The following is a 14,499-nucleotide window of genomic DNA, read 5'->3' on the forward strand; positions in this document are numbered from 1 at the left end:
GGGATCGGGACGATCCCTCTCCGCCGGAGGGCGGAGGCTCTGGCGGAGTGGGACCATCTTGGTCCCACCACGCTCCGCAAAGTCTGCGGCATGGCGTAACGGATGGGGTGGTGTGGAATGCGGGGGCTGTGGGTGTGGCGGGAGCGTGAGGGATCGGGACGATCCCTCTCCGCCAGAGGGGCGGCGTGTTGCTCTCTGCTGGTGGTGTGGTTTGCGGAAGGAGCGGGCGGGCTGGGATGATGGAAAATCTCGGCTGACACGGGGGCTTTTCTTGCTTTTCTTGCGGTTTTACCCCTATGACGACTGCTGAAGCTCTGCGTATCCTGGATCTAACCGCCCCGATCAGCCGGTCGCAACTGACGCAGGCGTACCAGGAGGCGCTGCTGACGTGGTGCGTGGGGAGGTTTGAGGGGGATGCGAAGATGATCGCGAAGGCGAATGCGAAGAGCGCGGTGATCAAGGCGGCGCATGCGGCGCTGCTGGCGCTGCCGGAGGGGGAGTTTCCCTACGCGGCGGCGGCGGGCTCGGTGGCGGCTTCCTCCCCGGAGGCTGCGGGGGGGCGCGGGGGGCTGCCGCCGCGCGAGAGGTTTGCGCGGCACTCGCCCTCCTCGGCGCCGCTGCCGGGGCCGAAGCGGCCGTTTGAAAATGCGCGGGGGCGTCAGGAGCCGGCACTGCCGCAGGCTCAGGAGCAGGCGGCTGGGGCAGAACCGCCGCCGCCACCGCTGATGCCGTGGGTGCCGCCTGCGACTGCGGGAGGGAATTCTGGACGTGGTGGTGATGCTGGGGCCGCTGGTGCTGGGGCTGGCGCTGGGCGTGGTGATGCTGAGGCGCTGCCGCGGGCGGTGCGCCCGCGCCCGGGGGCGGCGCAGGCGGGGGCTGGCTCTGCGCCGGGGGCGCAGGCTGAGGGGGCTGCGGCGCGAAAGAGGGGCGGGGTGGCGCTGCTGGCGGCCGGGCTGGGACTGGCGCTGCTGGCGGCGGCGGCGGCGTTTTTTTTCCTGCGGGAGCCAGCGCCTGCGGGGGGCGGGGCGGGCACGTCTTTAACGACAACGGCGAAGGGGGCGAGCCCGCAGGGGGCAGCGGCGGTGCCTGAGGCTGCGACTCCAGCGACGGGGGGGCCTGACTCCCCTGCCCCGGTGCCGCCGGCTCCGGCAGTGCTGGACGATGCGACGCCGCTGCCGCAGCTGCGCGCGCTGGCGGAGCAGGGGCTGGCGGAGGCGCAGCGGGTGCTGGGCCGCCGGCTGCTGTTTGGCACGGCGGCGCCGAAGGACGAGGCGCAGGCGGTGACGTGGCTGCGCAAGGCGGCAGACCAGGGAGACGGCCTGGCGCAGCACACGCTGGGGGGCGCGTACCTGAAGGGCTGGGGGGTGGCGAAGGACGAGATCGCCGCGCTGACGTGGATCCGCAAGGCGGCGGCGCAGGGGCTGGCGGACGCGCAGTTTGACCTGGGGGAGTTTTACCTGCAGGGCGTGGGGGTGGTGAAGGACTTTGCGGAGGCGGTGCGCTGGATGCGCCTGGCGGCGGACCAGGGCCTGAAGGAGGCGGAGTATGAGATGGGCCGCTGCCACCTGACGGGCGAGGGCGTGGAAAAGAACACCACGCTGGCGGCGGGCTGGCTGCGCAAGGCGGCGGCAAAGGGCGAGGCAAACGCGCAGCACTGCCTGGGCAGCCTGTACCAAAAGGGCGACGGGGTGCCGCAGGATGCCGCTGTGGCGGTGGAGTGGTTTCTCAAGGCGGCCGCGCAGGGCTACGCCTACGCGCAGCATGAGATGGGGCTGGCCTGCCAGGAGGGCAAGGGCACGCCGCAGGATGACACGGCGGCGGTGCAGTGGTTCCGCAAGGCGGCGGAGCAGGGCCTGGCGGAGGCGCAGACGAGTCTGGCGCTGTGCCTGGCGGAGGGCCGCGGCGAGGACCAGGACGCCGCGGAGTCGGTGCGCTGGCTGCGCAAGGCGGCGGACCAGGGCGATGCGCAGGCGCAGTACGAGCTGGGCACCTGCCTCTTTGCAGGGGCGGGCGTGACCAAGGACGAGGCGGAGGCGGTGCGCCTCTACCGCCTGGCGGCGGACCAGGACCACACGGAGGCGATGCTGAACCTGGGGAGCTGCTACCTGAACGGCACCGGGGTGGCGCGGGATGCGAAGGAGGCGCTGCGGCTCTTCCGCATCGCGGCGGAGCGCGGGCATGCGGTGGCGCATTACAACATCGGCCTCTGCTACGCAAACGGCTACGGCGTGGTGCAAAATGACGCGGAGGCCATCGACTGGCTCATGAAGGCGGCGGACATGGGCGATGCCATGGCCATGATGGCGCTGGGCCGCGCCCGGCTGGAGGGCACCGGCGTGCCCAAGGACGCCGACGCTGCCCGGCGGTGGATTTACAAGGCGGCATGCCTGAACCACGCGGAGGCGCAGTACCGCCTGGCCCTGCTGTGCCAGACGGACCGGCCGCCAAACAAGCTGGAGTCGCTGGCCTGGCTGACGCTGGCCGCTGTGCAGGGCCACGCGGAGGCGACCGAGCTGCTGCGGGTGATGGCCGCAGGCCTGGACCTGGAGCAGGTGGCCGCCGTGGAAAAGCTGGCGGTGCAGATGGTGCCGCAGGCGGCAGACGCGCTGAAGGTGGCACCGGCGGCGAAACCTGCGAGCAGCGGCGCGGGCCCCATCGTGATCCCGCCCGCGGTCCCCGGCACCACGTCTGCGGTGCCGGGCATGCCCCCTGCCCCGCCGGCCGGCACGCCGGCTGAAAAGCCGGAGGAGGGCCTGGAGCACCGCCCCACGGATGAGCGCCTGGCCTCCGGCACCATCCTCAAGGACCACCTCAAGGACCTCGGCGGTCAGGGCACGCTGATCGTCAACAACGAACGCCCGGAGGATGCGCTGATCAAGGTGATCTCCGGCAAGCGGCTGGTGGCCTCCTTTTACGTGCGCGGGGTGCAGAAGTTCACCTTTGACCATGTGCCGGACGGCTCCTACGAGATTCTGTACTGCACGGGCTACGGGTGGCTGGGCTCTGTGGCGGACTTTTCGCGCGGGCGCCGTGCGAAGCGCTTTGACTCTGAGCTGAAGTTTGCCGTCGTCACCCAGACCGAGGGCGGCACCACGACCCGCCTGGCGGACATCATGACGCTGACGCTGAAAAAAGACCACAGCGGCCTGGGCAACGCCCCCACCACGGAGATCCCGCTGGAGGAGTTTGACCGCTACTGAGCTGCGCCGCGTGCTTCGGCATTTGGCATTTGGCATTGGCCCCCCAGCTCGAACTCGATCCTCGCCCCCCCCCGCGCAAAGAAGCAGCCACACATGCACATGAGCAGCATCAGCCCGCATGCCTTCATCGTCTTCCTCGTGGTGTACTGCCCGCTGCTGATCATCGCAGGAAACATCGCGGCCAAAGGCGGGCAGCACGGGCTCTGCACGCTGTCGCAGTTTCTCTCGTGCGTCGTGCTCGCCCTGCTGGGGCAGCAGGAAGCCCTGCCCGTGGGCCTCGGCGTCGCAGTCCTCATCGCCAACATGCTCCTCCTCATCCGCCTGGCACGCAACGCAGCGCGCCTCGAAAAAACACCCGACACCAGCGACCATGAATCCCAGCCCCGTGATTGACACCGCCACCGCACCCTCGCCCGCCACACCGCGCATGCACAGGGTGTGGATGGTGCTCTTCATCAGCTACGCGCTCGTCAGCTTCTGGCTCAGGACGCACCCCACCGCGCCGCCGCCACCGCCCACGCCCGCGCCCCTGCACATTTACTTCGGCCATCAGTATCGCGGCCAGTTCATGTCCCTCAGCCTGGATGATCAGATGGTCTTCACCGGCCTGCTCCAGACTGACGCGACCACCCCGCGCGCCGCCACCCTCCACTTCCCGCCGCCCGGCGAACACTTCCTCCTCGAAGCCACCGTCACCTCCGCCAAAGCCCCCGCCATCACCCAGACGGAAAAGATCCATCTCGCCAAAGGCCGCCACCTCCTCATCGTCCTCACCAGCGACTCCCGCCTCAACATCTTCCAGTCTGAGAAGGCGCCTGATTTTTTCTAAGTCCCCATCGTGCGCTTTCGAACTTGGGCGCACGAAGCCACGCGGCAGCGTCTTTTTTGGACTGCGGTCGCGCAGATGCACGGCGCAGGCCTGCATCGGAGCTGCCGCTTTCGAGGGGTTCACGGCGGGCGTGGGAGCTGGGGCTGGCGAGGGCGTCACCGGCTGCCGCTTTCGGGTGTGTGCTGGTAGGCGGGAGTCACCGAGCACGGGGAAAGCGGTAGCTGCGCTCATTCTTCGCTCCGCGACCGCAGTCCATATGGGCGGTGCGGCTTGGCGGGGCGCTTTTGGAACCGAAGCGCAGCGGAGGTAGACAGCCGCAGGCTGCCCGTAGGGTGAGCTTAGCGAATCAATGCGGTCGCGCAGATGCACGGCGCAGGCCTGCATCGGAGCTGCCGCTTTCGAGGGGTATGGAACGCTATCCGTCCTCAGCCCATCGTCCAGCCCGCGAAAGCGACGCCTCACCCAGCGTTTGCCCGCCTTCCGCACACAAAGCCCGCATGCAAACCCCTCCGCGCTGCGTAATCACCCCACCACCATGAAGCACCATTTCATACTCGCCGCCGCCCTGCTCCTCTCACCGCTGGCCGCACTGCACGCGGCGAACCCCGTCACCGTCTCCGTCGATTCCCCCGCTGTCGTCTTCTCTCCCGGCAACTGGACGGGCGATGCGGGGCGCGGCGGCAAAGTCTTCCGCCAGAGCTGGAATGCCGGTGCGTACTTCCGCGTCACCTGGGAAACCACGAACGCCAAACCCACCGCCAGGCTCCTGCTCGACACCTCCACCTTTCCGCCCGGCTTCAACGGACCGCAGATCGCGTATTGCATCGATGGCGTGTGGAAATCCAAGATCCCCTGCGCGAATGAAATCGTGATCGAGGATCTCCAGCGCGCCGGGCCGCATGAGCTCTGCGTCGTGCTGCAGTCCTCGCAGCAGAAAGAGCGCTGGGGCAGCCCCGGAAAAAGCGGCCTCAATGTGCTGCGCGTGACCGGCCTGCAGCTCGATGCCGAAAGCCGCCCCGTGCCCGCCGCACCCGCGGCGAAGTGGGCCATGATCATCGGCGACAGCATCACCGAAGGCATCGGCGCCACCGAGCTCTCACCGTACTCCCAGCTCCTCGGCCAGGCGCTGCAAACCCAGGGCTACGAATACTGCATCAACGCCTGCGGCTGGAGCGGCTGGATCAATCCCGGCGACAACCCGCCCGGCGATGTCCCCGGCTACTACGTGATCAGGAACTCCACCCACGGCACCGGCGGCCAGTATGACGACGCCGCCAGCCGCTGGAACAAGATCGACGGCAACCGCCACTCCCTGCTCGACTCCCAGGGCCACCTCAGCGCCGACGGCCAGCCCGGCCACGAGCCCGCCCTCATCCTCATCAATTACGGCACCAACGACGCCCTCCACAAGTCCAACCCGAGCGACACCCAGGCCAGCATCATCCAAGCCCTCGCCGCCCTCCGCCGCAGCGCGCCGGAGGCCCAGATCATCCTCCTCATCCCCTTCGGCCAGTACTACGCCAAAGAGCTGAAGCACGCCGTGGCCGCGCATCGGCAGACGCATCCGGCGGAGAAGAAGCTCGCCCTCATCGACCTCGGCCCCGGCGTGGCCCGATCCTTGGCCGTGAAAAACGGCGTGCTGGGCGGCCTGCATCCGAATGACCGCGGGCATGCCGTGTTTGCCGCGAAGATTATTCCGCAGGTGCTGGGGATATTGAATGGGGGGAGGTGAGGCGGGGGGGATCAGCAATTAATAAATTGCCGTTTCCAACTAGTTTAACATGATCGCCACCGAGAAATGAACGCCACTATCGACTTTGCAAATATCAAGCCACACCTTGGAGACAGAAGGTGGGCTTTCGAAGAGCTATGCTTCCTTCTGTTTGCTTCAGAGTTCTCAGGTCAAGGACTTGCCATACGAAGAGAGGGCTCCGGCGGCGACGGTGGGGTTGAGGGATATATCTGCGATTCAAGCGGCAAAGTCAGTGTCGGTTTGCAGGCAAAATATTTCATTGGGGACCAGTTCCGGCGAGATTGGTGGCGGCAAATGACAGAATCAGTGGAGCAAGCATTAAAAGGCAATGCTGCATTAGCTTCACTTCAAAAATATATCGTTTGTACGCCGCGTACGTTCACTCAAAGCCAGCAGAATCAATGGGAAAAGCATCACGCAGAATGGCAACTCAAGGCAATTGCGTTAGGCTACGCATCGCCCCCGTCTTTTGAGCATTGGGATTATTCACGACTCGAAGCGGCACTTTTAAAGTCGGTAAACAGAGGCTTTTTATTGTACTGGTTTGGCTATAAAGATCTGACGGTTGATAGCTGCATTCAACACAATCAAGCAGTGATCGAAGGACTTCATGAACGATTCATGCCAGAACTTCACACCCCTACCTTCACAGAATCGTCAGTGCACTATTTTCTTCGATCAGAATCGGCGTGGCAGGAGTTTATCAGATCGAGTCGCGCCTCACTTTCTGATGCGTTGGGGGGCAAGTGGCCAAAGCAAGATTATCTGCCAACAGTTCTGACCCCGCAAAAACTCAAGTTCGAAGCTGAGCGAACGAGGCTACTTTCTCTCTTGGGCGATGGTTGTCGTTGGCCATCCTCAGTGCGAGAATTGACAGCCTCTGGTAATATGCTGGACAGTGCGGCATATGATCTCCAAACAGCGTATCAAGATCATCTGCGGGGCACGAACGCACCTGAAATTGCAGATCCAAAAGATATCGCCAAATCAATAAGAGAGAAGTGTCGTGCTGACCTTGGCGAGTACCATGGAGTCGGAGGCTGGGCCCACATGTTTCAAGATTGGCGCATGCTGCCCGACGCTCAGTTCCTGCTGTTTTTGGGTGGGCCTGGATCGGGAAAAACCCATACAATTGCGCAGATCGTTGTCGAATATCAGGAGGCGGGCGGACGAGTCTTGTTTTTGGAGGGGCGCGCTTTCACTTCTCTTGAAAACCCATGGCATCAGTTATTGCAATTGATCGGATTTAATGGGAGTCGGGACGACTTTCTGGACTGTTTTTCAGCAATGGCAGACACTTCATCCACGCAGGCGGGCGGTCAGACTCCCGCAGGTCTGATCTGCATTGATGCTCTGAACGAGACTGCGCACCGCGAGATTTGGTTGAACCACCTGGAAGGCTTTGCCGCTGCGATGCGGCGATATCCGAGGTTAAAGTTGATCGTGAGTTGCCGCTCAGACTTTGCTGATCTGGTTGTACCAAAGTCTATTCTAAACCGTGAAGCAACAGGATGGAACGATCTGGAACATTACGGATTTCAAGAATCTGTGTTTGATGCAACTATGCTCTATTTTCGGGCATATCGGGTGCGCGGAGTTAATATGCTATCGCTGATCGGCGAGATGCAAAACCCTCTTTTTCTCAAGACGTTCTGTGAGACCTTCGAGGACGCAGAAGTCCCCTCAGGCATTCATAGCCTACCCCAGTTGCTACGGGCGTTCATCGCGCGCAAGGCTAAGAATATTCAAGATAGAATCGGGTGTTCCGGTTCGATCGTCACCGACAGTCTTCGAACTTTGGCGGACGCGATGAACGACAACAGACACTCGCCATTGCGTGAAAGCTCGGCACGTCGTATTCTTCTTGAATTTCATAGCGAGACGCTTGAACACAAATCACTCTATCGAGGTCTTTGCTCGGAAGGGATCCTAATCGAGAATCGTCAGGTGGACGAACTGGGCGATCAAATTTTTGTTCGTTTCGGCTACGAAAGAATTTGGGACTACCTGCTCACTCTACGGCTACTTCCAGTAGATATTGCGCCTCATAATATCTTGATTCCACATCTTAGCGATAATGACTGGCGCATGAAGAATCGAGGGCTTCTTGGACTATTGGCGTCAAGACTGTCTATTGAGGCGCACAAGGAATTGCATGATGTCGCGGGCATTAAACCATGCACAGACCGTTTTGTGGACGATGCTTTCCTTGAAAGCATCAAGTGGCGAGACAAGGCAAGCGTCTCGGATCGCACTTGTGCCATACATCAGAATCTTATTGAAGCTCGGAGGCTAGGCCAATTATCGATCTTGGCACTTGCTCACTTGCCACAACACCCTTGGAACAGCATTTTCCTTCACGAACACCTTGTACATCTGCCGCTTGCCGAAAGGGATATGACATGGACGAGAAATGTGAACAGTGACCTGCAGCGCCACGCAAATACGGGTGTCGCGGTCACCCTCATAAAACTGGCGGAGAACGCCGCTTTATATGATGTGGGACAGACACAAACAGTATTAGTAGCAATCGCGTTAGCTTGGTTATGTTCCACAACTGTAGTGGCTTATCGCCACCGTGCAGAGCGCGCGCTAGCCCGCTTGCTAACCAATCGCATGAGTGATGCAGCAGATCTCGTCACGAAGTTCAAAGACGTTAACGATTCGCAGGTCTTGGAGGCGGTCATGTTTGGTGCCGCAGGCAGTGCAGTGAACAGCGAAAAATGCAAGTCATCGCTCCATGCCCTTTCGCAGGCTGTCTTTAACACTGTCTTCAAAGGGGCGGAAACACGTCCTCACATTATCATCAGGCATTACGCCAGGATTGTCTTGGAAGAGGCTGCCACGCAGTGCTGTCTTCCTGCAGAAGTAAAACCAGCGAGTTTTCGACCTGTTTATTGCTCTAAATGGCCGGAGATTATTACTATCGAGAGAGAGGAGGAAATCGAGCGGATGAGTCAGAACGGAACCGAATACCAAGCGCTGTCTCGAGTTGTTAACTCATCACGTACTGAGAGCATGGGCAACTATGGCGACTGGGGACGCTACGTAATGGACTCGGCCTTGAGCGGATTCCAAGGGCGGCTCCGATCTGAACCTAGAGCTAAGGATTATCAAGATACTGCTTATCTTTTCCCTGATCGAGAGGCACGGCGATATATTCTTCAACGTGTGATTGAACTCGGATTGAATAGCGTCGGACCAGACAATTCCACAGGTAGCCCAAATCGAGATCGTCCAGAAGTCGAACGTCTTGGAAAGAAATATCAGTGGATAGCCCTTCATGAATTTCTAGCCTATGTTTCGGACCACTATCACCATTGCCTTTCGAATGAAGGCATTGAACAAGAACCGCCAATACGCGACCTGAGACTCCCCGACTTGCTAGATCCAATCCAAGCAAATACAAATCCCAGCGATTATCGAGAGGAACGGCCCTTTACGAAAAAAGGCCCCACATGGTGGAATCCACTACCTCATCCTGCTCCAATGAGATTGGAGCCAACAATCAGAAAACAGCTTCTAGCTGCCAAAGCCACAGCAGAACCAAAGCCAATGATGATATTATCTGACGGCGGCAAATCATGGACCACCCTCGCTGGTTATTGGCAATGGCATGAACCCCGGCCTTGCTGGATCAACTCCGAAGACTATGACACACCTTGGCTGCAGCAGTCTTGGTGGTGCACTTCCTATATAGTGCCTATCAAACAACTGTCAAATTTTGTCAATCGAATGAAACCGAGATGCTTGGGTGGCGACATGGTTCCCAAACCACCGAGTTCACCAAAAGAACGAGAATGGCTGAGAGCTTATCCACGTTCCCCACAAGAATACGATTCAATCTGTGCTTCTACCTACGCACAAATCGACGGGGCATACTTCTCTGCCATGACGCACGATGCTCGAGATACTAACGACCGCTCTCATTCAGGCTTTATTCCCTCGCCGCAGATTGGGCAATTACTCGATCTCAAATGGACAAAGAATGAATTGGATTTCGCAACTCTCAAATCTGGCGATGTCGGCGCTAAATGTATGCGTGATAAGCGAAATAGCGTCTGTGTTGCAGATTCCACTTTGCTCCAAAATGCACTTAGCAACGGTGGCTTGACGTTGGTCTGGAGACTCTATAGCTGGAAGCACTCATTTTCTAGTCATGAACAAAAACTTCCACAGCGTGAATATTGGGCGGTATATGTCTGGGATCTGAAAAAGGGGCCAACATTTAGAAGTGGTGGAACTTGGCTAGATTTTGCAAACCCTGAACCGATTAATTGGGCTTGATTGTAATTTCGATTCTACAAAAATCAATGTTTTCAGCAGACATAAAAAGCCTCTCGGTTAAGCTCCTTCATCATCTTTTGAAGTAAGAATAACTCGTGGACAAGTAGATGCCCTGCCCCCTGCCCCCTGCCCCCTGCCCTCCCTTCGTCAATCATTTGAACCCACCCGCCTCCTGCGGCAGGTGAGCCACCGCTTTCACCTCGATTCCGCTTTCGCCTTCGTCCTGATCCATCCATAAACCACCCAGCCTCCCGCAGTCAGCCTCTGGCTCGTTTTCGATTGAAGTCCGCCCTGCGGGCATCGCAGTGATCAAAGCGGTTGTGCCTGATGAGGATGTTCTTAGCGCGGCCATAGCCGGCCACGTCGCGGTTGTCGCCGATGTTTTCGGCGCTCCCAGGACGGGCTGCGGCGTCGCGCTCTGGGTGGGGCGAGGCAGCAGGGACGTTCGCCCAGAGCCGACAGAATGTCGGCGCTCCCAGGGCTGATGCCTCAGATCAGCTCACGGATGGGCTGCGCGCCGTTTTCCACGAGGTAGTGCGGACGCCCTTTGTTGTCGGTCACGGTCGCGGTGTTCACGTCGATGCCGAGGTTCCGGTACAGCGTGGCAAAGACTTCGGGGAAGGTCACGGGGCGGCTGTCGGCCTCGCCGCCCAGGCGGTCCGTGGAGCCGATGACCTGGCCGTTTGGCATGCCGCCGCCGGCCAGCAGCGCCATGGCCACGCGCGGCCAGTGGTCGCGCCCCACCTGCTTGCTGATGATGGGCGTGCGGCCAAACTCTCCCCACACGAGCACGGTGCAGTCCTTGTCCATGCCGCGCTGGTGCAGGTCTTCGATGAGCGCGGTGATGCCCTGGTCAAAGATGGGAAAGTCCTCGCGCTCGCGGGAGAAAATGTCATTGCCCGGGCCGCCGTGCCAGTCCCACTTGCTGTAGTTCACCGTGACCACGCGCGCGCCGGCCTCCACCAGACGGCGTGCGGTGAGGAAGCTCTGCGGCACGCGCGGCGCGCCGTTTTCATCGATGCGCTTGACCGTGTCTCCCATACCATAACGTGCCACGATGCGCGGGTCCTCCTTGGAGAGGTCGAGCGCATCCGCCAGCTTCGATGAAGTCAGCACGCCCATGGCCTGCTGGGTGAAGGCGTCCATGCCCTCCATGCGGCCGCTGTTGTCCACGTCCCGGCGAAAGCGGTCGATGCTGGAAAGCAGCCGCGCGCGGTCCGCCAGCCGGTCATAGGTGATCCCTTGCAGCGTCAGATCTCCGCGGCTCGGCCCCGTGTGCCGAAAAGCACTGTGCGCAGAGCCCAGCATGCCGGGCCCGGGCTCATTGTAGGGGCCGTGCGTGCAGTCGTAGCACATGCTGACAAACGGCGGCACCGCCGGGTCCACCGCGCCCTGGAGCCTGCCCACGACGCTGCCAAACTGCGGCCATCCTCCCGGCGGAGCCACGCCGGTGGGCACATGCCCGGTGTAGCACTGCGCCGCGTCATGCCCCGCCTGCGCACCCACCAGCGAGCGGATGACGGTGAACTTGTCCATCATCTTCGCCATGCGCGGGAAGAGCTCGCAGATCTCAATGCCCGGCACGTTGGTGCCGATGGGCTTGTGCGGCCCGGCGATCTCGCGCGGCGCGTCTGGCTTGAGGTCAAACATGTCCTGATGCGGCGGCCCGCCCACCAGGTAGATGAGAATGACCGACTTGTGCGAGCTGCCAATGCCCGCCTGCGACTCCAGCGCGAGCAGCTTCGGCAATGAGAGGCCGATCGATCCGAGTCCGCCGATTTTGAGGAAGTTCCGCCGCGACACCCCATCACAGAGCGGACTGGCGTGATCAGCGGGAGCAAGGATTTTGAGCATGCGGGAGAAGCGGGTTGCCGGATGCCTGAGGCGCCGGGAGTGTGCAGAGATACGCCGCCGCCTGGATTTCTCTTTCCCAGCAGGCCAGCCACTCCAGCAACAAAACACCTCACCTTTGATAACTCCCTGCCCGATCCCCTGTTTTTCCAAAATCATTCCTCGCGCCATCCAGCATCCAGCATCCGCCATGCCCTCCCCACCCACACGCCGCTCTCCCCTGCGCCTCGCGCTCGCCCTGGCGCTCGCTTTCACAGCCGCCCCCGCCGCAGAGCCTCTGCGCGTCGAGATCGCGCGCGACACCTGGGTCTCATCCTACCCCACGGAGGTGGAGGGCAGCAACGGTGCCTCTCCCAAGATGAAGTTCAAAGGGGTGCAGGAGCTCGCGCTCATGGACATCGACGCCAGCGCGCTCAAGGGCAGGCGCGTCGTCAAAGCCCAGCTCCATCTGCATGGCGAGGGTGTGGAAGCACTGCAGCGCATGACGGTCTCCACCATCGCCGAGGAGTGGACCGAAGGCACAGGCACCGGCTACCAGAAAATACCCGGCGCCAGCTCCTTCACCTGGGCGCGCACGGGGGAGCAGCGCTGGGGCGGCGACCAGCCGGACATCACCGCCGTCATCAACGGCTCCGGCGGCTCCCTCTGGGGCTTTGCGGACCCCACACCACGCGATGCCAGCGGCTGGCAGGTCATACCCGTGGACCCCGCCGTCGTGCAGGCGCGCATCGAGGGCCGCAGCTTCGGCTTTGCCGTGATGGATGACGTGGGCAGCGAGTACCTGCGCGAGGGGGACAAGTTCACCTACCGCCCCTTCCTGAACCGCTACGTCTCCAGCAAGGACGACAAAAAAAGCACGCGCCCCTACTTCACCCTCTGGCTGGAGGACGGACCGCCCGCCGCTGCGCTACCCCAAGATACCCAACCTGCTCCAGCCAAGCCCGCCACGCTGCCGCCCGCCATCCCGCTGCCAGCCACCGCCAGGCTGCCGGTGGACTGCCGCGATGAGTTTGGCGAGCCCCTCCCCGCGCTCGACTTCTTCGCCGCCAAGGGCGAAACGATCCACTTCACCGTCGCCGCCGGCGCCAGCCTCACGCTGCCGCAGGTGAAGGTGCAGACCTACGCCATGCCGCAGGTGGCGCAGCATTACGACCCCCTCGTGCCCGGCGCCTCCAGCGGGCCCACCTGCATCGAGATCCACGTGCCCAAGGACGCACGCCCCGGCCGCATCGCGGGCCAGCTCACCGTGGGCACGCAGTCGCTGCCATGCACGCTCACCGTGTGGGATTTCACGCTGCCAGACCGGCTCTCCTTCATCCCGCAGATGAATGCGTACAGCCTGCCCGGAAATGAGCGCGCCTTTTACCGCCTGGCACATGAGCACCGCACCACGCTGAATGTGCTGCCCTACCACTGGACGGGCAGGATCGATGCCGGCCCCGTGATCAAGCCCGACGGCCAGTGGGACTGGACTGCGTGGGATGCGGCCTACGGCCCGCTGTTTGACGGCAGCGCCTTCACCGGCCTGCCCCGCAGCGGCGTGCCCATCGAGGCCTTTTACCTCATGCTCAATGAGAACTGGCCCATGGAGCAGGAGCCGTATTTCAAAGGCGGCTACTGGATCGAGACCGCGTATGACGAGGCCTACTGGCAGCAGTTTCGCGAGGCTGCGGCACGCATCGCCCGGCACCTGCGTGACAAAGGCTGGACCGAGCCGATGTTTGAGTTTTACCTGAACAACAAAGTCTCCTTTAAAACGCCCCGGTGGGACCGCTGCTCTGCGCCGTGGATCTTTGACGAGCCCTCCAACACGCAGGACTTCTGGGCGCTGCGCCGCTTTGGCCTGGAGTTTTGGAAAGGCGCAGGCGCACAGCCCGGCCTGCACCTGGCGCACCGTGCGGACATCTCGCGCCCGCAGTGGCAGCGCGATCTGCTGGATGGCGTGGTGAATGCGGAGATCGTCAGCGGCGCGCTGCGCACCTACGGCGCCTCCGTGCGCGAGCGCGCGCGGCGCTTTGGCAATCTCGTTTACATGTACGGCACCTCCAACGCGCTCGGCACTCCCAGCGTCAGCAATGCCGCGTGGTGCGTGGAGGCCTGGGCGCTGGGTGCGGATGGCGTGGTGCCGTGGCAGACCATCGGCAAGGCGGATGCGCTGCAAAAGCCGGATGACCTGGCGCTCTTTTACCCCACGCCCGCCGGCCCGCTGCCCAGCCTGCGGCTCAAAACTTTCCGCGCCGGGCAGCAGCTGGTGGAGTACCTCACCCTCTACACCGCGCTCTCCGGCGAGTCCCGCGAGGGCGTGGCCGCCGCCCTCCTGGCAGAACCTGGTATGCGCGCCGTCACGGTGAAGAAAAACGAGGACGACGCCGGCAAGGCCGCCTTTCCCCCCGAGACGCACGCCTCCCTGACCGCGCTGCGCCTGCGCCTGGGCCACTGGCTCCATGCGAAGTCCCCCGCCCCGCGTGAGCGCTGGCACGACCCCAGGCCAAAGCCGCACAGGCCGGAGGCGGTGAGGGAGATCGAGGTGGTGAGGTAACGTGACGTTTGGCACTTGATGGAGCTGCCCCCCAAACCCA

At 62.1% G+C, this 14,499-nt stretch carries 7 protein-coding genes; 6 read left to right on the forward strand and 1 reads right to left on the reverse strand.

Annotated features, from left to right (window positions below; all coding sequences use genetic code 11):
* The first annotated feature begins 296 nt into the window (after positions 1–296).
* The 5 genes from ACFQDI_RS20570 to ACFQDI_RS20590 all read left to right on the forward strand — a co-directional run bounded on the left by ACFQDI_RS20570 (position 297) and on the right by ACFQDI_RS20590 (position 10,069).
* The gene (locus tag ACFQDI_RS20570; protein ID WP_377170400.1) at positions 297–3,200 is read left to right on the forward strand and encodes a tetratricopeptide repeat protein; all 2,904 of its coding nucleotides are present in this window, start codon (positions 297–299) and stop codon (positions 3,198–3,200) included.
* Positions 3,201–3,299: 99 nt separating this feature from the next.
* The gene (locus tag ACFQDI_RS20575) at positions 3,300–3,593 is read left to right on the forward strand and encodes a hypothetical protein (protein WP_377170402.1); all 294 of its coding nucleotides are present in this window, start codon (positions 3,300–3,302) and stop codon (positions 3,591–3,593) included.
* Positions 3,571–4,029, forward strand: a complete 459-nt coding sequence (locus ACFQDI_RS20580; RefSeq protein ID WP_377170404.1) for a hypothetical protein — start codon at positions 3,571–3,573, stop codon at positions 4,027–4,029. The genes ACFQDI_RS20575 and ACFQDI_RS20580 overlap by 23 nt, the downstream gene beginning before the upstream one ends.
* Positions 4,030–4,564: 535 nt before the next feature.
* Positions 4,565–5,761: an SGNH/GDSL hydrolase family protein gene (locus ACFQDI_RS20585; RefSeq protein ID WP_377170406.1), complete on the forward strand. Its 1,197-nt coding sequence runs from the start codon at positions 4,565–4,567 to the stop codon at positions 5,759–5,761.
* A 66-nt stretch (positions 5,762–5,827) separates the two neighbouring features.
* Complete coding sequence (locus tag ACFQDI_RS20590; RefSeq protein ID WP_377170408.1) at positions 5,828–10,069, forward strand: hypothetical protein; 4,242 nt, start codon at positions 5,828–5,830, stop codon at positions 10,067–10,069.
* 489 nt (positions 10,070–10,558) lie between these two features.
* On the opposite strand, the gene ACFQDI_RS20595 is transcribed toward ACFQDI_RS20590, so the two are convergent.
* Entirely contained in the window at positions 10,559–11,923 is a 1,365-nt protein-coding gene (locus tag ACFQDI_RS20595; protein WP_377170410.1) for a DUF1501 domain-containing protein, read from the reverse strand.
* A 187-nt stretch (positions 11,924–12,110) separates the two neighbouring features.
* Between ACFQDI_RS20595 and ACFQDI_RS20600 the strand changes: the two genes are divergently transcribed.
* Positions 12,111–14,459 (forward strand): hypothetical protein, encoded by a 2,349-nt coding sequence (locus ACFQDI_RS20600; RefSeq protein WP_377170412.1) that lies wholly within the window; start codon positions 12,111–12,113, stop codon positions 14,457–14,459.
* Positions 14,460–14,499 lie beyond the last annotated feature (40 nt).

The organism is Prosthecobacter fluviatilis (assembly GCF_042655725.1).
Taxonomy (GTDB): domain Bacteria; phylum Verrucomicrobiota; class Verrucomicrobiia; order Verrucomicrobiales; family Verrucomicrobiaceae; genus Prosthecobacter; species Prosthecobacter fluviatilis.